Origin of the sequence: Nocardioides nitrophenolicus (assembly GCF_016907515.1) — a bacterium.
Taxonomy (GTDB): domain Bacteria; phylum Actinomycetota; class Actinomycetes; order Propionibacteriales; family Nocardioidaceae; genus Nocardioides; species Nocardioides nitrophenolicus.
The window spans coordinates 89,565-111,016 of record NZ_JAFBBY010000001.1; the positions used below are offsets into that span (position 1 = coordinate 89,565).

At 72.7% G+C, this 21,452-nt stretch carries 25 protein-coding genes and 1 riboswitch; of the genes, 4 read left to right on the plus strand and 21 right to left on the minus strand.

Annotated elements, in window-relative coordinates; translation table 11 throughout:
- Positions 1 to 33: 33 nt before the first annotated feature.
- The 9 genes from pheT to JOD66_RS00470 all read right to left on the minus strand — a co-directional run bounded on the left by pheT (position 34) and on the right by JOD66_RS00470 (position 8,234).
- Positions 34 to 2,511, minus strand: a complete 2,478-nt coding sequence (gene pheT / locus JOD66_RS28000) for a phenylalanine--tRNA ligase subunit beta (RefSeq protein ID WP_307823207.1) — start codon at positions 2,509 to 2,511, stop codon at positions 34 to 36.
- Positions 2,508 to 3,605 (minus strand): phenylalanine--tRNA ligase subunit alpha, encoded by a 1,098-nt coding sequence (pheS, locus tag JOD66_RS00435; RefSeq protein WP_204835003.1) that lies wholly within the window; start codon positions 3,603 to 3,605, stop codon positions 2,508 to 2,510. The genes pheT and pheS overlap by 4 nt, the downstream gene beginning before the upstream one ends.
- A 60-nt stretch (positions 3,606 to 3,665) precedes the next feature.
- Entirely contained in the window at positions 3,666 to 4,262 is a 597-nt protein-coding gene (locus JOD66_RS00440) for a DinB family protein (RefSeq protein ID WP_204835004.1), read from the minus strand.
- Positions 4,263 to 4,266: 4 nt separating this feature from the next.
- Positions 4,267 to 5,310, minus strand: coding sequence for a sensor histidine kinase (locus tag JOD66_RS00445; protein ID WP_307823208.1), 1,044 nt, complete (start codon positions 5,308 to 5,310; stop codon positions 4,267 to 4,269).
- Entirely contained in the window at positions 5,307 to 6,077 is a 771-nt protein-coding gene (locus JOD66_RS00450; protein ID WP_204835005.1) for a TrmH family RNA methyltransferase, read from the minus strand. Before JOD66_RS00450 ends, JOD66_RS00445 begins: the two co-directional genes overlap by 4 nt.
- 2 nt (positions 6,078 to 6,079) lie before the next feature.
- Positions 6,080 to 6,466, minus strand: a complete 387-nt coding sequence (gene rplT, locus JOD66_RS00455) for a 50S ribosomal protein L20 (RefSeq protein ID WP_204835006.1) — start codon at positions 6,464 to 6,466, stop codon at positions 6,080 to 6,082.
- 45 nt (positions 6,467 to 6,511) lie between these two features.
- A complete protein-coding gene (rpmI, locus tag JOD66_RS00460; protein WP_204835007.1) occupies positions 6,512 to 6,706 on the minus strand; it encodes a 50S ribosomal protein L35 in 195 nt (64 codons plus the stop codon).
- 31 nt (positions 6,707 to 6,737) lie between these two features.
- A complete protein-coding gene (gene infC / locus JOD66_RS00465; protein ID WP_222117996.1) occupies positions 6,738 to 7,412 on the minus strand; it encodes a translation initiation factor IF-3 in 675 nt (224 codons plus the stop codon).
- A 276-nt stretch (positions 7,413 to 7,688) separates the two neighbouring features.
- On the minus strand, positions 7,689 to 8,234 hold the full coding sequence (locus JOD66_RS00470; RefSeq protein ID WP_204835008.1) for an SseB family protein: 546 nt from the start codon (positions 8,232 to 8,234) through the stop codon (positions 7,689 to 7,691).
- Positions 8,235 to 8,268: 34 nt separating this feature from the next.
- On the opposite strand from JOD66_RS00470, the gene JOD66_RS00475 reads away from it, so the two are divergent.
- From JOD66_RS00475 to JOD66_RS00485, 3 genes are read left to right on the plus strand one after another with little or no spacing between them, the layout of a single operon-like run.
- Positions 8,269 to 9,507, plus strand: a complete 1,239-nt coding sequence (locus JOD66_RS00475; protein WP_204835009.1) for an amino acid deaminase/aldolase — start codon at positions 8,269 to 8,271, stop codon at positions 9,505 to 9,507.
- On the plus strand, positions 9,485 to 10,027 hold the full coding sequence (locus JOD66_RS00480) for a uridine kinase family protein (RefSeq protein WP_307823209.1): 543 nt from the start codon (positions 9,485 to 9,487) through the stop codon (positions 10,025 to 10,027). Before JOD66_RS00475 ends, JOD66_RS00480 begins: the two co-directional genes overlap by 23 nt.
- A gap of 22 nt (positions 10,028 to 10,049) precedes the next feature.
- Positions 10,050 to 10,937, plus strand: coding sequence for an aldose 1-epimerase family protein (locus tag JOD66_RS00485; protein WP_204835010.1), 888 nt, complete (start codon positions 10,050 to 10,052; stop codon positions 10,935 to 10,937).
- A gap of 10 nt (positions 10,938 to 10,947) precedes the next feature.
- On the opposite strand, the gene JOD66_RS00490 is transcribed toward JOD66_RS00485, so the two are convergent.
- Genes JOD66_RS00490 through ribD form a run of 7 tightly spaced genes read right to left on the minus strand, consistent with a single transcriptional unit; the run spans position 10,948 to position 15,940 of the window.
- A complete protein-coding gene (locus JOD66_RS00490; RefSeq protein ID WP_204835011.1) occupies positions 10,948 to 11,400 on the minus strand; it encodes a PH domain-containing protein in 453 nt (150 codons plus the stop codon).
- Positions 11,401 to 11,404: 4 nt separating this feature from the next.
- Positions 11,405 to 12,247 carry an ATP phosphoribosyltransferase gene (hisG, locus tag JOD66_RS00495; RefSeq protein ID WP_204835012.1) on the minus strand — a complete coding sequence of 281 codons (843 nt, stop codon included), beginning with the start codon at positions 12,245 to 12,247 and terminating at the stop codon, positions 11,405 to 11,407.
- Positions 12,248 to 12,275: 28 nt separating this feature from the next.
- A complete protein-coding gene (locus JOD66_RS00500; RefSeq protein ID WP_141798548.1) occupies positions 12,276 to 12,539 on the minus strand; it encodes a phosphoribosyl-ATP diphosphatase in 264 nt (87 codons plus the stop codon).
- Positions 12,540 to 12,584: 45 nt separating this feature from the next.
- A complete protein-coding gene (ribH, locus tag JOD66_RS00505) occupies positions 12,585 to 13,073 on the minus strand; it encodes a 6,7-dimethyl-8-ribityllumazine synthase (RefSeq protein ID WP_204835013.1) in 489 nt (162 codons plus the stop codon).
- Position 13,074: 1 nt separating this feature from the next.
- Positions 13,075 to 14,313: a bifunctional 3,4-dihydroxy-2-butanone-4-phosphate synthase/GTP cyclohydrolase II gene (locus JOD66_RS00510; RefSeq protein ID WP_204835014.1), complete on the minus strand. Its 1,239-nt coding sequence runs from the start codon at positions 14,311 to 14,313 to the stop codon at positions 13,075 to 13,077.
- A 1-nt stretch (position 14,314) separates the two neighbouring features.
- Positions 14,315 to 14,926, minus strand: coding sequence for a riboflavin synthase (locus JOD66_RS00515; RefSeq protein ID WP_204835015.1), 612 nt, complete (start codon positions 14,924 to 14,926; stop codon positions 14,315 to 14,317).
- A gap of 3 nt (positions 14,927 to 14,929) precedes the next feature.
- A complete protein-coding gene (gene ribD, locus JOD66_RS00520; RefSeq protein ID WP_205126178.1) occupies positions 14,930 to 15,940 on the minus strand; it encodes a bifunctional diaminohydroxyphosphoribosylaminopyrimidine deaminase/5-amino-6-(5-phosphoribosylamino)uracil reductase RibD in 1,011 nt (336 codons plus the stop codon).
- Between the two features lie 123 nt (positions 15,941 to 16,063).
- Positions 16,064 to 16,193: riboswitch (FMN riboswitch) on the minus strand.
- Between the two features lie 79 nt (positions 16,194 to 16,272).
- On the opposite strand from ribD, the gene JOD66_RS00525 reads away from it, so the two are divergent.
- Positions 16,273 to 16,767 carry a cupin domain-containing protein gene (locus JOD66_RS00525; protein WP_204835016.1) on the plus strand — a complete coding sequence of 165 codons (495 nt, stop codon included), beginning with the start codon at positions 16,273 to 16,275 and terminating at the stop codon, positions 16,765 to 16,767.
- A gap of 13 nt (positions 16,768 to 16,780) precedes the next feature.
- Here JOD66_RS00525 and JOD66_RS00530 read toward each other — a convergent pair whose 3' ends face one another.
- The 5 genes from JOD66_RS00530 to JOD66_RS29325 are packed head-to-tail and all read right to left on the minus strand — an operon-like array spanning position 16,781 to position 21,423.
- Positions 16,781 to 17,953, minus strand: a complete 1,173-nt coding sequence (locus JOD66_RS00530) for a lipid-transfer protein (protein ID WP_204835017.1) — start codon at positions 17,951 to 17,953, stop codon at positions 16,781 to 16,783.
- On the minus strand, positions 17,950 to 18,339 hold the full coding sequence (locus tag JOD66_RS00535; protein ID WP_204835018.1) for a MaoC family dehydratase: 390 nt from the start codon (positions 18,337 to 18,339) through the stop codon (positions 17,950 to 17,952). The genes JOD66_RS00530 and JOD66_RS00535 overlap by 4 nt, the downstream gene beginning before the upstream one ends.
- Positions 18,336 to 18,725, minus strand: coding sequence for a Zn-ribbon domain-containing OB-fold protein (locus JOD66_RS00540; protein WP_204835019.1), 390 nt, complete (start codon positions 18,723 to 18,725; stop codon positions 18,336 to 18,338). Before JOD66_RS00540 ends, JOD66_RS00535 begins: the two co-directional genes overlap by 4 nt.
- On the minus strand, positions 18,722 to 19,255 hold the full coding sequence (locus JOD66_RS00545) for an FAS1-like dehydratase domain-containing protein (protein WP_204835020.1): 534 nt from the start codon (positions 19,253 to 19,255) through the stop codon (positions 18,722 to 18,724). The genes JOD66_RS00540 and JOD66_RS00545 overlap by 4 nt, the downstream gene beginning before the upstream one ends.
- On the minus strand, positions 19,252 to 21,423 hold the full coding sequence (locus tag JOD66_RS29325) for an acyl-CoA dehydrogenase family protein (RefSeq protein ID WP_204835021.1): 2,172 nt from the start codon (positions 21,421 to 21,423) through the stop codon (positions 19,252 to 19,254). The genes JOD66_RS00545 and JOD66_RS29325 overlap by 4 nt, the downstream gene beginning before the upstream one ends.
- Positions 21,424 to 21,452: the final 29 nt, after the last annotated feature.

Sequence of the window (21,452 nt, forward strand, 5' to 3'; positions counted from 1 at the left end):
CGTCGGCCAGCCGCAGCCGCGGCGGGGTGCGGCTCAGCGTTGCACCGCTCCCGTCAGCTCCGCGGCCCGGGCCACCGCGGCGTCCCGCGCGGCGCCGGTCTCGGCCTCGGTGAGGGTGCGGTCGGGCGCGCGGAAGCGCAGCGCGAACGCCAGCGACTTCCGGCCGTCGTCGATCTGCTCGCCGGTGTAGACGTCGAAGAGCCGGATGGACTCCAGCAGCTCGCCCGCGCCCTCGCGCAGCGCGGCCTCGACGGCGGCGACCGTGACCTCGGCGTCGACCACCAGCGCGACGTCCTCCTTGGCCAGCGGCATCGTGGAGAACTCCGGTCCCGGGACGACCTCGGTGGCGGCGGCCATCAGCGCGTCGAGGTCGAGCTCGACGGCGGCACTGCGCGGCGGCAGGCCGTAGCCACGGCACACATTGGGGTGCAGCTCACCGGCGTGGCCGATCTCGACGCCGTCGATGCTGATCAGCGCGCAGCGGCCGGGGTGCCACGGCATCCGGCCGGCCGCGGCGACCTGGACGGTGACGCCGAGGTCGGCTGCGAGCCGGCGTACGACGGCCAGCGCGTCGGTCCAGCCGGCGTCGGTCCCGGCACCCCACCAACCGGCGCGACGCCGCTCGCCGGCGAGCACCACGGCGAGATGCTGCGGCTGCACGGGCAGCGCCTCGACCAGCTTCTCGAGCTCGGCCTCGGACGGCCGGGTGTGCACGCCGTAGATCGGGGCCGGTCCGTTGTCGGCCGGGAAGGCGACGGTGCCGGTCTCGAACAGGGCGACGCCGGGCGCACCCCGGCCGACATTGCGCGCGGCGGCCTCGAGCAGCCCGGGCAGCAGCGTCGTGGTGTAGGCGGGCTCCTCGCTCGACAGCGGGTTGGCGAGCCCGACGGTCACCCGGCGCGGGTCGTCGGCGGGCAGCCCGAGCCTGTCGAAGGTCGCCTCGCCGACGAACGGGAAGCTGACCACCTCGACCAGCCCGGCGCCGGCGAGGGTGCGGCCGACGCGGCGGCGCAGCCGCTGGGTGCGGGTCAGGCCGCGCCCGGTGGCCCGGCGCGGCAGCACGCTCGGCACCTGGTCGTAGCCGACGATCCGGACGACCTCCTCGACCAGGTCGTAGGGGTCGTTGAGGTCGGGGCGCCAGCTCGGCGGCAGCACATCGATCGTGTCGGCGTCCTGCTCGGTGACCGTGGCGCCGATCGCGCGGAGGCTCTCGACGGTGGTCATCGCGGTGATGTCGATGCCGCTGAGCCGGGCGGGCAGGTCGGTGGCGATGGTGATGACCGGCCGCTCGGGAGGCGTGCCGACCAGGGTGTAGCCGGGCTCGGCGGTCGCGCCGCCGTGGGCGACGAGCAGCTCGACCACGCGGTCGGCGGCGATGCCGGGCAGCAGCGGGTCGACGCCGCGCTCGTTGCGCTTGCCGGCCTCGGAGGTCAGCTTGTGGCGGCGTCCGGTGCGGAACATCGAGGTGGCGTCCCAGTGGGCGGCCTCGACGAGGATCCGGGTCGTGGTGTCGGACATCTCGGTGGTGGCCCCGCCCATCACGCCGGCGAGCCCGATCGGGCCGGAGTCGTCGGTGATGACGAGGTCCTCGGTGCTGAGCGTACGCACCACGTCGTCGAGGGTGGTGAGCCGCTCCCCCTCACGGGCCCGGCGGACGCCGAGTGCTCCCGCGACCTTGTCGGCGTCGTAGCCGTGGATCGGCTGGCCGAGCTCGAGCATGACGTAGTTGGTGACGTCGACGGCGAGCGAGATCGAGCGCATGCCGGCCTGCTCGACACGGCGCTTGACGAAGTCGGGCGTGGGCGCCGCGGGGTCGAACCCGCTGACCAGGCGCGCCGCGAAGACGGGGCAGCCGGCGGGGTCGTCGACGACGACCTCCCAGGCCTTGCCGTCGGCCTCGGGGAGCTCGCGCCCGGCCGGGTCGACGAACGGAACGTCGAAGCCGAGCGCGGCCTCGCGGGCCACGCCGCGCAGGGAGAGGGCGTAGGCGCGGTCGGGGTTGATCTCGAACTCGATGACCTCGTCGTCGAGCCCGAGCAGGCCGAAGGCGTCGTCGCCGGGGGCGCCGGCGTCGGGCGGCAGCACCAGGATGCCGTCGTGGTCGTCGCCGATGCCGAGCTCGCGGACCGAGCAGATCATGCCGGCCGAGACGTGGCCGTAGGTCTTGCGCGCGGAGATCGCGAAGCCGCCGGGCAGCACGCCGCCGGGCAGGATGACGACGACCAGGTCACCGGGCTCGAAGTTGTGGGCGCCGCAGACGATGCCCTGGGGCTCACCGGTGCCGTTGGCGTCACCCACGTCGACCGAGCACCAGTTGATGGTCTTGCCGTTCTTCTGCGGCTCGGGCTCCTTGGTGAGCACCCGGCCGATGACGAGCGGGCCGGTGATGTCGGCGGACTCGATCGCCTCGAGCTTGAGTCCGAGCGCGGTGAGCCGGTCGGTCAGCACCTCGGTGGTGACCGACGCGGGCAGGTCGACGAGCTCCCGGATCCAGGAGACAGGGGCCTTCACAGTTCACTCCCGAATGCCGTGGTGAAGCGCACGTCGCCCTCGAACAGGGTGCGCAGGTCCTCGAGGCCGTGCCGGAACATCAGGGTCCGGTCGATGCCCATGCCGAAGGCGAAGCCGGAGTAGCGCTCCGAGTCGACACCGCAGGCCTGGAGCACGCGCGGGTTGACGATGCCGCAGCCGCCCCACTCGATCCAGCCCTCGCCGCGGCAGGTGCGGCACTGGTCGCTGTCGACCCCGCGGCACACGAAGCAGACCAGGTCGACCTCGGCCGACGGCTCGGTGAAGGGGAAGTACGACGGCCGGAAGCGCGTGGTGATCCCCTCGCCGAACATCTGGCTCGCGAAGTGGTCGAGGGTGCCCTTGAGGTGGGCCATCGAGATGCCCTCGTCGATGGCCAGGCCCTCGACCTGGTGGAACATCGGCGAGTGGGTGGCGTCGTACTCGTCGGTGCGGAACACGCGCCCGGGGCACACGACGTAGATCGGCGGCTGCCGGGTGAGCATGGTGCGCGCCTGGACCGGGCTGGTGTGGGTGCGCAGCACGACGTGGTGGTCGGCCGGCTCGGTCCAGAAGGTGTCCTGCATGGTGCGCGCCGGGTGGTCGGGGCCCAGGTTGAGCGCGTCGAAGTTGAGCCACTCGGCCTCGATGACCGGGCCCTCGGCGACCTCCCAGCCCATCGCGACGAAGATGTCGGCGATCAGCTCGGCGCCGGTGGTGAGCGGGTGGCGCGCGCCCACCGGATCGGCGTCGGTCGGCAGCGTGACGTCGACCGCCTCCTCGACGAGGATCCGCGCCTCGTGCTCGGCCTCGAGCACCTCCTGGCGCGCGGCGAGGGCCTGGCTCACGGCGCCGCGGGCCTGGCCGACGCGCTGGCCGGCCTCCTTGCGGGCCTGGGGCGGCAGCGCGCCGATCTCGCGGTTGGCCAGGGCGAGCGGCGAGCGGTCGCCGGCGTGCTCGACGCGCACCGCCTTGAGCTGCTCCAGGTCGGTGGCGGCGGCGATCGCGGCGAGGGCGGCGTCGCGCGCCGCTTCGAGCTCGGCAGGGCTCACGGCGGCGACCTCCACGGGGTCGTAGTCAGTGTTCGGGCCAGACATATCGGCGCCAGTCTAGGAACCCGGGCCGCTGACGGGCGAACCGGTATTCGCCCGTGGGCACTACGCGGGGAAGCGCTCGGCGATCCCGGTCAGCCGGTCGACGTACGCGGGCCAGTCCACGTCGTCGGGCAGGTTGCTCATCGCGGGGCGCAGTCCGGCTGCTCCGTCGACCTGCTCGCGGAGGATGTCGAGCTGCCCGGCGTGGCGCTGGAGGTCGCACAGGACGTGGACCGCGATCTCCTGCAGCGTGGTCGCGGCGCGGTCCTCGGGCCACCACGACACCCGGCCGGGGGCGTCGAGCGGCAGCTCCACGAGCGCGGTGTCGGCGAAGGCACCGACCCGGCCGTAGAACGCGATCAGCTCGGCCGCGGGGAGGTCGGCGGGCACGGTCCAGTCGGCCTGAGGATCGGCGTCGTAGGCGTCCTCGGGGATGAGCGCCGGGTGGTCGGGCTCGGGCCAGGCCCGGCCGAAGGTCGGGCCGAAGTAGCCGATCTCGACGTTGGCGCAGTGCAGGATCGTGCCGAGCAGGCTGGTGCCGGTGGGCGTGCGGGGCAGCCGCAGCGCACGCTCCCCCAGGCCGTCGAGCTTCCAGAGCAGTGCCTCGCGGGCGCCGGTGAGGTAGTGGCGGAGCACGGCGACGTCCTGGCCCTCGGTCATGGCGTCATGGTTGCACGGAGTGCGCGACCGGCCAGGTCGTCACGATCCGGGCGCCGCCGCCGGGGCGGTCGTCGACGACGATGGTGCCGCCGTGGGCGCGGACCAGGCCACGCACGATGTAGAGGCCGAGGCCGGAGCCGCCGCCGGTGCCCTCGGTCCAGAACTTCGTGAAGATCCGTTGGCGCAGCTCCGGCGCGATGCCGTCGCCCTCGTCGGTGACCGTGACGGCGAGGTGGTCGGTGTCCTCGCCCCAGCGGCCGACGTGGACCCGGACGGTGCCGCTGCCGTGGCGCACGGCGTTCTCGACGACATTGGCGACGACCTGCATCACCTTGTCCGGGTCGGCGTCGACCGGCGGCAGGTCCGGCTCGACCTCCAGCTCGATCGGGGTGGACGTCACCACGGCGATCGAGTCGCGGACCAGCTCGGTCTTGCGGCCCAGCTCCGTGGGGCGGCGGTGCAGCTGGAGGCGTCCGGTGTCGATCCGGGCGACGTCGAGGAGCTCGGTGATCAGCCGGCTGAGCCGGTCGGCGTCGGCGCTGGCGGTGGTGAGCATCAGCCGCTTCTGCTCGTCGGTGAGCTTGTCCCAGCGGTTGAGCAGTGCCTGCACGAAGCCCTTGACGCCCGTGAGCGGCGAGCGCAGCTCGTGGGCGAGGGTGGCGACCAGGTCGGAGCGGTCGCGGTCGAGTCGGGCCCGGCCCCGGCCCGAGCGCAGGTCGACGGCCACGGCGGAGACCGGGCCGTTGCGGACCTCGCGGTGCAGGCGGGCGGTCACCAGCACCTCGGTCCCGTCGGGCAGCAGCCAGGACTGCTCGGGGATCCCGCTGCGCGTTGAAAGCCCGACGTAGGGGGCGTTCGCGTCGGTCCAGGTCCGCGCGTCGTGGTCGGTGAGCGCGAGCACCTCGTCGAGCGGCCGGCCGACCGCGTCGCCGCGGTCGACGGCCAGCATGGTGGCCGCGACGGCGTTGACCGCGCGCACCGTGCCGTCGGCGCCGGCGAGCACGACACCGTCCGGCAGGAGATCGAGAGGGTCGAGGGGGTCGCTCACGCGCCCATCATGGCGCGGGCGCTGGCGTAGAGACAGACCGCGGCGGCGGTGGCGAGGTTGAGCGACTCGGCGGCGCCGAGAATCGGGATCCGGACCCGGTGGTCGGCCAGCGCCGCGAGCTCCTCGGGCAGCCCCCATGCCTCGTTGCCGAACAGCCAGGCGGTGGGCCGGGCCAGCAGCTCGTCTGCGTCGAACAGCTCGATCTCCCCCGCGCCGTCGGCGGCGAGCACGGTGAGGCCCGCGGCCTGGGCCCGGCGTACGGCGGCCGCCGGGTCGCGCTCGAGCACCACCGGCAGGTGGAACAGGCTGCCGACCGTGGCCCGGACCGTCTTGGGGTTGTAGGGGTCGACCGAGTCGCCCGCGAGGACCACGGCCTCGGCACCCGCGGCGTCGCTCGTGCGGATCACGGTGCCGGCGTTGCCGGGGTCGCGCACGTCGGCGCAGATCGACAGCAGCCGCGGCGCGGCCGGCAGGTCGGCGTCGAGGAAGCGGCACACCGCGACCAGGCCGGCGGGGTTGACGCTGTCGCTCAGGCCGCTCATCGCCCGGTCGTCGACCAGGGTGAGCGGGGCACTCGCCAGCAGGTCGGCGTACTGCGCGGCGGCGACGGGGGTCGCGAACACCTCGACCACGACACCGGCGCCGAGCGCGCCCTCGACGGCCTTCGGGCCGTCGGCAAGGAAACACCGCCGCCCGGATCGCTCCGGACGGCGGTGCAGCTTGCGTGCTTCCTTGACGCGGGTGTTGCCCGCGGTCAGAGGAGTCATGCTCAGGCAGAGACCTTGGGCGCGTTGACGTCCTCGGGCAGCGCGGCCTTGGCCTGGGCCACGATGGCGGCGAAGGCGGGCGCGTCGTTGACGGCGAGGTCGGCGAGGATCTTGCGGTCGACCTCGATGCCGGCCAGGTTGAGACCCTGGATGAAGCGGTTGTAGGTCAGGCCCTCGGCACGGGCGGCCGCGTTGATCCGCTGGATCCACAGGCGGCGGAAGTTGCCCTTGTTCTTCTTGCGGTCGTTGTAGCTGTAGACCAGGGAGTGGGTGACCTGCTCCTTGGCCTTGCGGTACAGCCGCGAACGCTGGCCGCGGTAGCCGCTGGCCCGGTCGAGGGTGGTACGACGCTTCTTCGCCGCGTTCACTGCGCGCTTGACGCGTGCCATCTTCTTACTCCTTGTTGCTTCGGTTCAGGGGCGGACGACGGCCGGTCAGAGACCGAGCATCTTCTTCGCGCGCGGGACGTCGTTCTTGGCGACCTCGACCGTGCCGGTGAGGCGACGGGTGACCTTGGAGGCCTTCTTCTCGAGGTTGTGGCGCTTGCCGGCCTTCTCGCGAAGGATCTTGCCGCTGCCGGTCACCTTGAACCGCTTGCCGGCGCCGGAGTGCGTCTTGTTCTTGGGCATCTGATCTGTCCGCTCTGTGTCTTCGTTCGTCTTACAGGTCGATGTCGGGGTCGAGCGCCTCGTTGGCCCGCTTGGCCTTCTTGGTGCTCGAGGGCTGCACGGCGGTGCGCTCGGCGTGCTCGGCGGCCTGCTCGGCGGCGCGCTCGGCGGCGGCCTCCTGCTTCGCGGCCTTCACCTCGAGCTTCGCCTCGGCCTTCTTCTTGTGCGGCCCGATGACCATGGTCATGTTGCGGCCGTCCTGCTTGGGGTTGGACTCCACGAAGCCCAGCTCCTGGACGTCCTCGGCCAGCTTCTGCAGCAGCCGGTAGCCCAGCTCGGGGCGGTGCTGCTCGCGGCCGCGGAACATGATCGTGATCTTGACCTTGTCGCCGGCCTTGAGGAAGCGAACGACGTGACCCTTCTTGGTCTCGTAGTCGTGCGCGTCGATCTTGGGCCGGAGCTTCATCTCCTTGATGATGACGTTGGTCTGGTTCCGTCGCGCCTCACGGGCCTTCTGGGCGTTCTCGTACTTGAACTTCCCGTAGTCCATGAGCTTGCAGACGGGGGGCTTGCCCATCGGCGCGATCTCCACGAGGTCCAGGTCGGCCTCCTGCGCGAGCTTGAGGGCCTGGTCGGTGGGGACGATGCCGACGGTCTCTCCGTTGGGTCCCACGAGACGGACCTCGGGAACCCGGATCCGCTCGTTGATGCGCAGCTCGGTGCTGATGTGTCCTCCAAACTAGGTGTGTCGGGAGGTCTTCAGCCCTGCAAATGAGAAGAGGCTCCCGCTGGTACAAGCGGAAGCCAGTCACGGGCCCTGGGACTCCGGCGTCGTCGTACGACGGCCCCGGCAGGGCTTCCACGGACCGGACCCGACGACCTGGCGGCCGCTGCGGGTGGGAGACGATGGTGCTGGTCCCCGCTTGTGGATCCGCCACCCCCACTCGCGCGGGCATGACGGATCGGTCAACGTCAGATGCTAGCCGGATTGTTCCCGCGGGGCCTAATCCTCGGGACCCGCGGGATCCGCGGCGCCGAGCCAGGCCCAGTCGCCGTCCTCGAGCCGGACCGTGGTCCAGCGCGAGGCGATCCGGTGCAGGTCGTCGTCGGCGAGGACGAAGGGGTGCGGCCCCGCGACGTCGACGACCAGGGCGTGCGCGCCCTCCTGCACCGCGGTCGCGGCCGCGAGGTGCGCGGCGACCGGCACCGGCCGGGCCTGCGGGTCCCACGCGGCGAGCGCCGCCAGGTCGGTGAAGGCGAGCAGCGCGAGCCGGCCGTCGGCGCCGGTGAGCAGCACCGCCGCCATGTCGCTGGACTTGTCGCGGGCCAGGCCGTCCGCGCCCACCTCGGCCTCGCCCAGGAGCGCGACCACCGGGACGAGCAGCCGGGACCGGCTCAGGGCCGCCAGCACCTCGGGGTACGGCGCCGCGCCGGTCTGGTGCGCTCGCAGCGCCCGGGCGAGGGCCGCGTCGGCGGTGCCGTCGTCGTCGACGTACTCCGAGCCCTGGAGACGGCGGGCGTCGGGACGCTCGTTCGGCGATGCGCTCACCGACGAATCATCGCACCCGTGGAACGATGACCGGATGCAGCACCAGTCGTCGATCGCGCGCAACCAGCTCGCCGCGCGCCTGCGCTCGGCGGTCTCCGCCTGGCGCGAGCCCCTGTCCACCCCGGTGTTCGTCGTCGACCTCGACGCGTTCGACGCCAACGCCGCCGACCTGGCGCGCCGGGCGGGCGGGACGCCGATCCGGGTCGCGTCGAAGTCGATCCGGGTGCCGGCGCTGGTGAGTCGGGCGCTCGCGGCCGACGGCTTCGCCGGCGTGCTCGCCTACACTCTCGCCGAGGCGCTGTGGCTGGCCGACCACGACGTCTGCGAGGACATCGTGGTCGCCTACCCCAGCGTCGACCGGGCCGCGCTCGCCGCGCTGGTCGCCTCGCCCCGGGCGGCCTCCCGGGTCACGATCATGGTCGACGACGTCGCCCACCTCGACCTGGTCGACAGCCTGCGCGCCTCGACGGCGGTGCCCGTTCGCGTGGCGCTCGACATCGACGCCGGGCTGCGCTGGGGCGGCCAGGCCGTCGGCCCCAAGCGCTCCCCGCTCTACGACGTCGGCGCGGTCACCGCCCTCGCCCGGACCGTGATCGAGCGTCCCGGCTTCCACCTGGTCGGGGTGATGACCTACGAGGGCCAGGTGGCCGGCGTCCCCGACACGGTGCCGCACCAGCGTGCGAAGTCGGCGATCGTGCGTCAGCTCAAGCGGCTCTCGGTCGCCCAGCTGCAGGTGCGGCGCGCGGCGATCGTCGAGGCGCTCGACGCGCTCGCGGGCCACGGCGACTTCGCCGGGATCGAGCTGTGGAACGCCGGCGGCTCCGGTTCGATCGAGTCGTCGGCGGCCGACCCGGTCGTGACCGAGGTGACCGCCGGCTCCGGGCTGCTCGCCCCGACGCTCTTCGACCACTACGCGTCCTTCTCCCCCACCCCCGCCGCCTTCTTCGGACTGCCGGTCACCCGCCGGCCCTCCGCCGACGTCGCGACGGTGCACGGCGGCGGCCTGATCGCCTCCGGCCCCACCGGAGCCGACCGGGCGCCGACGCCGTGGGCGCCCGCCGGGTTGAGCCTGACCGGGCTGGAGGGCGCCGGCGAGGTGCAGACCCCGCTGGTCGGCACCAACGCGGGCCGGCTCGCGATCGGCGACCTGGTCTGGTTCCGGCACGCGAAGTCGGGCGAGCCGTTCGAGCACGGCCGCGGCGTGCTGCTGCTGGAGGGCGAGCGGTTCGTCGAGGAGGTCCCGACCTACCGTGGCCACGGCCTCGCCTTCTGACGTCCTGGCCGCGGCGCTGTCCCGGCCGCCGACCCTGGGCGCCGGACGGCTGATCTGCGTCGACGGCCTGGCCGGGTCGGGCAAGACCACCCTGGCCCGCGGGATCGCGGACCTGGCCCCGGAGGCCGTGGTCCTGGGCACCGACGAGATGCTCGAGGGCTGGCGCGGGCTGCCCGGTCTGGGTGCCTCGGTCGAGGCGCTGCTGCGCCCCCTCGCCGAGGGCCGGCCCGGGCGGTGGCGGCGCTGGGACTGGTACGCCGACGCCTGGGACGGCACCGTCGTCGTGCGGCCGGGCCCGCTCCTGGTGCTCGAGGGGGTCGGGAGTGCCGCCGCCCGCTACGCGTCGCTGGTGACGCTCACGGTGTGGGTCGAGGCGGACCTCGACGTACGGCTGGCCCGGTGGCTGGCGCGCGACGGCGAGGCGATGCGACCGCACTGGGACGCCTGGCTGGCCGACGAGGAGGCGCTGCACGCGCGGGAGCGGACGCGGGAGCGCGCGGACCTCGTGGTGCGGACCTAGGGCGCGACCCTAGGGTGTGCCCGTGACCGCACCCACCGGCGAGCAGTACGTCCTGTCCTCCCACGGCTACCGCGCCGTCGTCACCCAGGGATGTGGCGCGCTCCGCTCGCTGACCCACGACGGCCGGGAGCTGGTCGACGGCTTCGCGGAGGACGCGATGCCCTCGGTCTGCCGCGGCCAGCTGCTGGTGCCGTGGCCGAACCGGATCCGCGACGGCCGCTACACCTTCGAGGGGGCCGCCCAGCAGCTCGCGCTGACCGAGCCCAAGCGGCGCAATGCCTCGCACGGACTGGTCAGGTGGGTGTCGTGGACGCTCGCGTCGGCGAGTGAGGACCGGGTCGAGCTGACCTACTTCCTGCCCGCGCAGACGGGCTACCCGTGGGCGCTGGCGCTCACGACGACCTATGCGCTGGGGGCCGACGGGCTGACCGTGACCCAGGCCGCGACCAACCGGGCGGCGACGGCGGCGCCGTACGCCTCGGGCGCGCATCCCTACCTGGTGGCCGGGCCGGGTCCGTGCGACGAATGGACGATCGAGCTGGACGCGGCGACGGTGCTGGAGGTCGACCCGGAACGGCTGCTCCCTACCGGCAGGGCGTCCGCCCGGGGACGGGTGACCTCGCCGCTGGGGGCCACGGTGCTCAACCACGCGGTGACCGACCTGGGCCGGGCCGACGACGGCCGCGCCACGGTGACCCTGCGCGCCGGCGGGTCCGGCGTGGCGCTGTGGGTCGACGAGCACCACCGGTGGCTGCAGCTCTACACCGGCGACGACACCCCCACGCCGCGGGTCAGCGTCGCCGTCGAGCCGATGACCGCTCCCCCGGACGCGTTCAACTCCGGCGACGACCTGGTCGTGCTGGCGCCCGGCGAGACGTTCACGGCGGCGTGGGGCATCCGCGCGGTCTGAGCGCCGGGCCTCAGTCCTGGTGGGCCGCCACCACGGCGCGCAGCTCGCGGATCGCGGTCGCGGCCCGGGCGCCGTCGGAGGCGTGGATGCCGAGCAGCGAGATCCGCTGGTCGTCGCCCAGGTCGAGATGTGGCCAGGGCGCGCCCTGCGGGAAGCGCACGGCGCCGACCTCGGCCCAGGAGAGCCGCCGGCTGCGGTAGCCGTTGACGACGGTGAGCCCGTCCTCGCGGGCGACCACCCGGGACCGGGCCAGGGCGTTGAGCAGCGCCAGGCCGAGCAGGATGAAGAAGATGACCGTCGCCTTCTCCAGGTCGTTGACGGCGTCCTTGGTCTGATCGTCGAAGCTCACCCAGAGCCAGGCGAAGGCGCCGACCAGGATCACCGCGAACACGGCCGCCGCCAGCCGCGGACCGAGCGGGCGCCAGGTCCGCGGCAGGGCGGGTACGTCGGTGGCAGGAGTCACGGGGTCAGAGCCGGCAGGCGTGGATGTCGGTGGTGAGGATCGCCCGCGCGCCGAGGGCGAACAGCTCGTCCATCACCCGCTGGGCGGTGGCCCGCTGCACCATGGAGCGGACCGCGACCCAGCCCTCTCGATGGAGCGGGCTGACCGTGGGGCTCTCGATCCCGGGCGTCAGCGCGATGGCCTGCTCGACCTTCTCGGCGCGGATGTCGTAGTCCATCATCACGTAGGCGCGGGCGACCAGGACGCCCTGCAGGCGGCGGGTGAAGACCTCGAGCGCGCTGGGCTCGGCGCCCTGGCGGGTGATCATCACGCCCTCGGACTCCAAGATGACCTCGCCGAAGACCTCCAGGCCCGCGTTGCGCAGGGTCGAGCCGGTCTCGACGACGTCGGCGATCACGTCGGCCACGCCGAGCTGGATGCTGGTCTCCACCGCGCCGTCCAGGCGGACGACCGCGGCGTCGACCCCCTGCTCGGCGAGATAGCGCTTCACCACGCCGTCGTAGGACGTCGCGATCCGCTTGCCGGCGAGGTCGGCCACGCCGGTGGCGGTGCCGGGACGCGCGGCGAAGCGGAACTTCGAGCGGCCGAAGCCGAGCTGCAGCGCCTCGGTGGCGGTGGCGTGGGAGTCGAGGAGCAGGTCGCGACCGGTGATGCCGGCGTCGAGGGTGCCCTCGCCGACGTACAGCGCGATGTCACGGGGCCGCAGGTAGAAGAACTCGACGTCGTTGTCGGGGTCGAGCTTGGTGAGCTGCTTGGAGTCCGAGCGCTGGGCGTAGCCCGCCTCGCGGAGCATGCCGGAGGCAGCCTCGGACAGGGCCCCCTTGTTGGGGACGGCGATCTTGAGCATGGAGATGGCCTTTGAAATCGGTACAGCCTCAGAGGTGTGCGTAGACGTCGTCGAGCGAGAGTCCGCTCGCGATCATGAGGACCTGGGCGTGGTAGAGGAGCTGGCTGATCTCCAGCGCCGTGGCGTCCTTGCCCTCATGCTCGGCGGCCATCCAGGACTCAGCGGCCTCCTCGATCAGCTTCTTGCCGATCGCATGGACGCCGGCGTCGAGCTGCCGGACGGTGCCGGATCCCTCGGGCCGCGTCTGTGCCTTCTCGCTGAGCTCTGCGAACAGCTCGTCGAACGTCTTCACGGGAGGTCAGCCTACGGCGTGGTCGTGGACCGACCGCCCCCGGTCTCAGCCCGCGTAGCCGCGGCTGCGGATCTTCTTCAGCGTGGCTGCGGTCTGCAGTGCGGCGGACGCGGCCTCGTAGCCCTTGTCCTCGCGGGAGCCGTCGAGGCCCGCGCGGTCGAGGGCCTGCGCCTCGTCGTCGCAGGTGAGCACGCCGAAGCCGATCGGCACGTGATGGTCGAGGGAGACCCGGGTGAGACCGTCGGTGGCGGCGCTGCACACGTATTCGAAGTGGGGCGTGCCGCCCCGGATCACCACGCCGAGCGCGATCACCGCGTCGTACGACGGCGCGAGGGCGTCGGCGGTGACGGCCAGCTCGAAGGTGCCCGGGACCCGGACCACGACGGGCGCCTCGACCTTGTGGTCGGCGAACGCCCGCTGCGCACCGGCGATCAGGCCGTCCATGACCTGGGTGTGCCAGCTCGCGGCGACGACCGCGACCCGCAGGTCGTGGCAGTCGGTCGGGGCGATGTCGGGAGCGCCGTGTCCGGCCATGTCAGTTGACTCCTTCGAGGTCGAGGTCGGGCAGGTCGTGGCCCATCCGGTCGCGCTTGGTCAGCAGGTAGGCGAGGTTGTGGCCGTTGGGGTGGGGGGTGAGCGGCACCCGCTCGCCGACCGTGATGCCGTAGTCCTCGAGCGAGGTCACCTTGTCGGGGTTGTTGGTCAGCAGCCGCACCTCGGACACCCCGAGGTCCTTGAGGATCTGCGTGGCCGCGCCGTAGTGGCGGGCGTCGGCGGGCAGGCCGAGGTCGAGGTTGGCGTCGACGGTGTCGCGGCCGCCGTCCTGGAGCTGGTAGGCCTGCAGCTTGGCGACCAGGCCGATCCCCCGGCCCTCGTGGCCGCGCAGGTAGACCACCACGCCCCGGCCCTCCTGGACGATCCGGTCCATCGCCTCGTTGAGCTGGGGGCCGCAGTCGCAGCGGCTGGAGCCGAAGACGTCGCCGGTGAGGCACTCGGAGTGGACCCGGGTCAGCACCGGGCCGCCCTCGGCGAGGGCCGCCGGGTCGCCGTACACGAGGGCGACGTGCTCGCTGCCGTCGACGGTGATGGTGTAGCCGATGGCGGTGAAGTCGCCGTGGCTGGTGGGCAGGCTGGTCTCGGCCTCGCGCACCACGTGGGTCTCGACGCGACGGCGGTAGCGGACCAGGTCCTCGATCGAGATCATCGCCAGGCCGTGCTCGTCGGCGAACGCGCGCAGCTCGGGCGCGCGCTTCATGGTGCCGTCGTCGTTGACGACCTCGACCAGCACGCCCGCCGGCGTGAGCCCGGCGAGCCGGCACAGGTCGACGGCGGCCTCGGTGTGGCCGCGGCGCACCAGCACGCCGCCCTCGCGGTAGCGCAGCGGGAACACGTGACCGGGCCTGGTCAGCTCCCACGGCTCGGTCGCGGAGTCGGCCAGCACCCGCACCGTGTGGGCCCGGTCGGCCGCGGAGATGCCGGTGCTGACGCCGTCGCGGGCGTCGACCGAGATGGTGTACGCCGTGCGGTAGGCGTCCTTGTTGTGGGGGGTCATCAGCGGGATCTCGAGCCGGTCGAGCATCGCGCCGGGCATCGGCGCGCAGATCACGCCGCTGGAGTGGCGAATCGTGAACGCCATCAGCTCCGGCGTCGCCTTGCTGGCGGCGAAGATGATGTCGCCCTCGTTCTCGCGGTCCTCGTCGTCGACCACGACGACGGCCCTGCCCGCCGCGATGTCGGCGATCGCACGATCGACCGGGTCCAGTCGCACCGACATGTCAGTTCTCCTTGCTGGCGCTGGTGTAGGCACGCACGAGCTTCTCGACGTGCTTGGCGATCACGTCGACCTCGAGGTTGACCCGGTCGCCGACGCCGCGGAAGCCGAGGGTCGTGCGGGCCAGGGTCTCGGGGATCAGGCTGACGGTGAAGGTGTCGTCCCTCGCCTCGACCACCGTGAGGGAGGTGCCGTCGACGGTGATCGAGCCCTTGTCGACGAGATAGCGCCCCAGGTCGTCGGGGAGCTTGATCTCGACGATCTCCCAGTGCTCGCTGGGGGTGCGGGCGACGACCTCGCCGACGGCGTCGACGTGTCCCTGCACGACGTGGCCGCCCAGCCGCTTCTCCGCGGTGACGGCGCGCTCCAGGTTGACCCGGTCGCCCACGGCCAGGCCGCCGATGCTGGTCTTGGCGAGGGTCTCGGCCATCACGTCGGCGGTCCAGGTCGTGTCGCTGCGCTCGGCGACGGTCAGGCAGCAGCCGTTGACCGCGATCGAGTCACCGAGGCCGGCGTCGGACAGGGTCACCTCGGAGGCGATGGTGAGCCGGATGGCGTCCCCCTGGTCCTCGACGGCGGTGACGGTGCCGAGCTCCTCGACGATGCCGGTGAACATTCCTCAGTTCCTCTCGCTGGGGCGCATGATCATGCGCACGTTGGCCTCGGCGCCCTCGCCGACGACGGTGGTCTCGATCAGCCGGAGGTGCAACGCGTCGCCGATGGTCCCGATTCCGAGGTCGCCGACGGCCGAGCGGCCGGCGCCGAGGAGCATCGGGGCGACGTACGTGACGACCTCATCGACCAGCCCGGCCCGCAGGAAGGCGGCGGCCAGGGTCGGCCCGCCCTCCAGGAAGACGTGGTGGCGGTCGTGCTCGGCGTACAGGATGCGCAGGGCCTGCTCGGGATCGCGGGTGCGCAGGTGCACCGTGGGCGCGGCGTCGTCGAACACCCGGCGGTCCTCGGCGAGCTCACGCTCCCCCAGCACCACCCGCAGCGGCTGCTCCCCGACCGGCTGGTCGTCGTCGCCGCGCACGGTCAGCTGCGGGTCGTCGACCTCGACCGTGTTCGCGCCCACGAGCATGGTGTCGCACAGGGCGCGCAGCAGGTGGGTGTCGCGGCGCGCGGCAGGCGAGGAGACCCAGCGCGAGCTGCCGTCGGCGGCGGCGCTGCGGCCGTCGAGGGTCGTCGCGAACTTCCAGGTCACGAACGGCCGGCCGTTGAGGTGGGCGAAGGTCCAGGTCCGGTTGAGCTCGGCGGCCTCGTCGGCCAGCAGCCCGGCATCGACCTCGAGTCCGGCCTCCAGCAGCGTGTCCAGGCCGCCCGCGGCCTGCGGGTTCGGGTCGCGCTGCGCGATCACGACGCGAGTCACGCCGGCGGCGATCAGGGCCTGGGCGCAGGGGCCGGTCCGGCCGGTGTGGTTGCACGGCTCCAGCGTGACGACGGCGGTCGCGCCGCGGGCCCGCTCGCCGGCCACCTTCAACGCCTCGACCTCGGCGTGCGGCGTTCCGGCGCCGTGGTGGTAGCCCTCCCCGACGATGCTGCCGTCGGGGGCGAGCAGCACGCAGCCCACCCGCGGGTTGGGGTGCAGGGGCACCCCGGGGGTCGCTGCCAGCGCGAGCGCACGACGCATCGCGTCGTACTCCCGGGTGAACGTCTCCGCCACCGGCCACCGCCTCTCGTCGTCCTGGACGCGGACTCCGGGGCTTGCCTGGCGTACGTCGGGCGGCCGTGCTCGGCCGTCCGTCGGACACTCGTGCGTGCACTTCCCATCCGGACTTTGACCGTCGGTCCAGGAGTTCCACCTGGTCAACCGATCACTGGCTGCGATCGGGTCGCGGACTGTCACCGCCGGTTCGGATTTTCACCGACCCCAGAGCACGCGAGCTCTTGGCACCATGGTGGCACACCGCGACACGCCGCGGACTGTGGGTCCGGTCACTGGGACTGTCGTAGCGTCGCCCCATGTCGTATCCCCCTCCGCTCTACGACGGCGACGGCGAGGTCTCGGCGTGGGTGCGCCCGAGCGCGACACCGGCCGATCTCGTCTACCCCAACGGCAACCGGGTGCACTACCTCGCCCGCGGCGAGGCGACCGGCGGCCTGTTCGGGCTCTACCGCTGGGAGTTCTCCGACGCCGTGAGCGGGCCGGGGCCGCACTACCACCGCGCCATGGCCGAGTCGTTCTACGTGCTCGACGGCGAGGTCCGCATCCACACCGGCTCCGCGTGGACCACCGCCCGCCCGGGCGACTTCCTGCACGTCCCGCCCGGAGGGATCCACGGCTTCCGCAACGAGTCCGGCGCCCCGGCCTCGATGCTGCTGCACTTCGCGCCCGGCGCGCCGCGCGAGCCGTACTTCGAGGGGCTCGACCGGCTGGCGCGCGGCGAGGAGTGGACGCCGGAGGAGTACGACGCGTTCATGCGGGCGCACGACAACGTGTGGGTCGAGGAGTCCTAGGCTCCTCCGCTTCCTAGGCCGAGAGGATCAGCCCGCTCGTCGGCACGCCGGTGCCGGCGGTGACCAGAACGTGCTGCGCGTCGGCGACCGGGTTGACCGACGTGCCGCGGATCTGGCGCACGCCCTCGGCGATCCCGTTCATGCCGTGGATGTAGGCCTCGCCGAGCTGGCCGCCGTGGGTGTTGATGGGCAGCCGGCCGCCGACCTCGATGGCGCCGTCCTTGACGAAGTCCTTGGCCTCGCCGCGGCCGCAGAAGCCGAGCTCCTCCAGCTGCATCAGCACGTACGGCGTGAAGTGGTCGTAGAGGATCGCCATCGGCAGGTCCGCGGGCGCGAGGCCCGACTGCTTCCACAGCTCGCGGCCCACGACGCCGATCTCCGGGATCCCGATGTCGTCGCGGTAGTACGACGTCATCACGAACTGGTCCCTGCCCGAGCCCTGCGCCGCCGCCGCGACGTACGCCGGCGGCTGGGCCAGGTCGCGGGCCCGCTCGGCCGACACGACGACGAGCGCGACGGCGCCGTCGGACTCCTGGCAGCAGTCGAGCAGGTGCAGGGGGTCGGCGATCATCCGGGACGCCTGGTGGTCCTCGATGGTGATCGGCTTGCCGTAGAAGAAGGCGGCCGGGTTGGTGGCCGCGTGGCGCCGGTCGGCGACGGCGACCGCGCCGAAGTCGGCCGAGGTGGCGCCGTACTCGTGCATGTAGCGGCGCGCCTGCATGGCGACCGTGGCGGCCGGGGTGGAGAGGCCGAGCGGGTAGGTCCAGGCGTTGTCGAGGCCATTGGTGTTGACCTGCGCCGCCGCCCAGTTGGAGACCTGACCGAAGCGGTCGCCGGAGCGCTCGTTGAAGCCGCGGTAGGCGACGACGACGTCGGCGACGCCGGTGGCGACGGCCATCGCGGCCTGCTGGACGGTCGCGCAGGCGGCGCCGCCGCCGTAGTTGATCCGGCTGAAGAAGCGCAGCTCCGGGATCCCGAGCTCGCGGGCGACCGCGATCTCGGACGACGTGTCCATGGTGAAGGTGACCAGACCGTCGACGTCGGCGGGCGTGAGGCCGCAGTCGGCGAGGGCGTGGCGCACGGCCTCGACGGAGAGCTGGAGCTCGGAGCGGCCGGACTCCTTGGAGAACTCGGTGGCGCCGATGCCGGCGATCGCGGCCTTGCCGGAGAGGGTGCGCTCGCTCATGCCGCCACCGTGACCGTTCCGACGACGTGGTCGCCGAGCGACACCGCGCCGACCACCTTGATCGTCGCGACGCCGTCGGCGACCTCGGTCACCTCGCCGCTGAAGGTGAACGTGTCATAGGGGTACGCCGGCGCGCCGAGCCGGATCGCGATCCCCCGGATCTGCACGTCGGGCCCGGCCCAGTCGGTGACGTAGCGCTCGCACAGCGCGGTGGAGGTGAGGATGTTGACGAAGATGTCCTTCGAGCCGGCAGCCTGCGCGATGTCCCGGTCGTGGTGCACGTCCTGGAAGTCCCGGGTCGCGATCGCCGTCGAGACGACCAGGGTCGGGGTGATGGGCAGGCTCCACTCGGGAAGCCGGTCCCCCACCTTCAGCACGGCGCTCATCGGTCCACCTTCGTCCAGATCGGGAGGGTCAGCTCGTCGTCGACCACGTTCCAGCCGACGACCGCGCGGTCGCCGATCTCGACCGGGCCGGTCATCTCGGCCACCATCCGCACGCCCTCGTCGAGGTCGAGCAGGGCGACGACCAGGGGCAGCTGCTTGCCGGGGACCTGCGGGGCGTGGTGCACGAGATAGGAGAACACCGTGCCGGTGCCGGCGGCCACGACGTAGCCGCGGTCGAAGGCGCCGCAGTCCGGGCAGGCCGGGCCCGGCGGGTGGCGCAGCACCCCGCAGGCGTTGCACTTCTGGATGCGCAGCTCGTGGGCCGCCGTGCCCTCGAAGAAGTAGGCGTTGTCCCGGTTGACGACCGGGCGCACCGGGCCACTCACGCGTCGGCCTTCGCGCGCGGGACGAACTTGAGGACCCGGAAGAGCATGGTCGCGACCCGCTCACCGCGCCCGTCGGGGTGGTCGACGTACCAGGTGTTGCGCGAGGTCACGAAGTAGCCGACGCCCATCCCGGTCGCCTTGGGGCCGACGACCGAGTCGAGCGCGGTGGTGACCCGCAGCCGCTCCCCCACCTTCAGGTAGCGGTCATAGGACTGCTCGCAGTTGGTGCCGAGGACGGCGGTGAAGCCGGCGTCGGTGAGCGCCCGCATCATCGCGTGCAGCGGGTCGTCCTCAGCCGGCCGTCCGCCGAGGCCGTACATGGTCCAGACCTGGGCCATCGACGGCGGCGCCTCCCCCGCGGTGAAGCGCGGGCTGTCGAGGCCGATCGCCTCCAGCCAGTTGTTGATCGTGGGCTGGTTGACCTCGTCGCGGGCGAACCGCTCGGCCGCCTCTCCCCAGCCCTTGATCCGCTCGGCCTCGGCCATCACCTTCTCGTGGACGGTGGCGTCCACCAGCTCGGGCGCGCTCATCGGGGCACCCTCGGCAGGCCGAGGCCGAACATCGAGATCAGCTCGCGCTGCACCTCCTGGACGCCGCCGCCGAAGGTGAGCACCAGGTTCCGCTTGGCCTGGGCGTCGAGGTAGTCGAGCAGTTCCTTCGTCTGCGGCTCTCCCGCGTCGCCGTGGCGGTGCACGAGCGAGACGAGGTCGGCGAGCAGGTGCTGCACCTGGTCGGAGGCGAACACCTTCGACGAGGACGCGTCGGCCACCTCGATCTCGCCGGCGGCAGCGGCGCGCGCGACCTCCCAGTTGAGCAGCTCGTTGATCCGGAACACCGCGGTCGTCCTGCCGAGCAGGTCCCGTACGTCGGAGCGGTCGCGGATCCCGGCGGCGTCGGCCCAGCGGACCACGCGGTCCCGAAGCCCCTCGATCCGCCCGGCCGGCCCCAGCATGACCCGCTCGTGGTTGAGCTGGGTGGTGATCAGCCGCCAGCCCTGGTTCTCCTCCCCGACCAGCATGTCGACCGGGACCCGCACGTCGTTGAAGTACGTCGCGTTGACGTGGTGCGAGCCGTCGGCGGTGATGATCGGCGTCCAGCTGTAGCCCGGGTCCTTCGTGTCCACGATCAGGATCGAGATGCCCTTGTGCTTGGGGGCGTCCGGGTCGGTGCGCACGGCCAGCCAGAGGTAGTCGGCCTGGTGGCCACCGGTGGTCCACAGCTTCTGGCCGTTGACCAGGTAGTACGGGTCGCCGTCACCCTCGACCAGCCTGGCCGTCGTCCGCAGGGACGCGAGGTCGGTGCCGGCGTCGGGCTCGCTGTAGCCGATCGCGAAGTGCACGTCGCCCTTGAGGATGCGCTCGAGGAAGAGGTCCTTCTGCTTCTGCGTCCCGTAGCGGATCAGGGTCGGCCCGACGGTCTGCAGGGTGACCGACGGGAGGTGCACATCGGCGTACTGCGCCTCGTTGGCGAAGATGGTCTGCTCGATCTCGCCGAGCCCGTGTCCGCCGTACTCCTTCGGCCAGCCGACTCCCATCCAACCGTCGTCGCCGAGGCGGCGGATCATCCGCTCGTAGGTCGGCCCGTGCCGGTTCCACGCGCCCTCGACCGGATCCGGGTCGTGGATGCCGTCGAACTCGGCCGCGACGCCGCCGAAGTAAGCGCGCAGCCGGGCCTTGAGGGCGCGCTGGTCGTCGGTGAGCTCGAGGTTCTTCGCCTCCGCGCTCTCGACCGGGACCTCGGCGGCGGTGGTGTCGAGGGCGTGGGCGAGGTCGGTGCCCCACGTGGTCAGCGCGACGAGCGGGTAGGTGATGTCGACGCCCATGCCGCCGTGGAGGTGGTGGCAGGCGCGGAGGGCATAGGGCGCCACCTGGCTCGCCCAGTAGCCGGCGACCGCCAGGTCGTCGTCGGACGGCAGGCCCTCGGCGACCCGCCACACGACGTTGTCGGCGGCCAGGTCGAGGGTGCGCGAGGTGACGTAGACGTCGGCCATCTGCAGCGAGACGGCCTGGAACTCGGCGAGCGCGCGGCCGAACTGGCGGCGGCCCTTGACGTAGTCGGCGGTCAGGTCGCGGGCACCGGCCAGCACGCCGGCCGCGGTGGCGGCGAGGCCGGCGCGGGCCAGGTCGCGCAGCCGCGTGGCGGCACCGTCGGCGAGCGGCTCGGCCGGGGCGCCGTCGAGGACGACGGTGTGCTGGGGCGCGGCACTCGACGCGCTGGCGGGCAGCAGGGTGACGCCGGGGCCGGCGGGGTCGACGAGCACGACCACGTCGCGCTCGCCCTCGGCTGCCGTGACGAGGAGCCGGCCGGCCCGCTCGGCGAGGGTGACCGCGAGCTTGCGGCCGGAGACCACGCCGTCGGCGTAGGTCGCCTCGCCGCGCAGCGCGGGGCTCACGACCAGCTCGCCGGCGGCGATCGCGGGCAGCAGCTCCTTGCGCTGGGCGTCGGTGCCGTGGTCGGCCAGCGTGAGCGCGCCGCAGCACAGCGTCTCCCACACCGGCACCTGGACTCCGGCCCGACCGGTCTCGCGGAGCAGGACGGCGACCTCCCGGAGGCCGAGCCCCTCGCCACCGTGCTCCTCGGGGACGGGCAGCGAGGTCAGGCCCGCGCCCGCCCAGGCCGCCCAGTTCCTGGCCTCGGACTCTCGCTCGAGCACCTCGCCGACGACGGCACGTACTGCGTTGATCGCCTCTGCATCCACGGAGAAACTGTAACGTGTTCTAGTCTGAC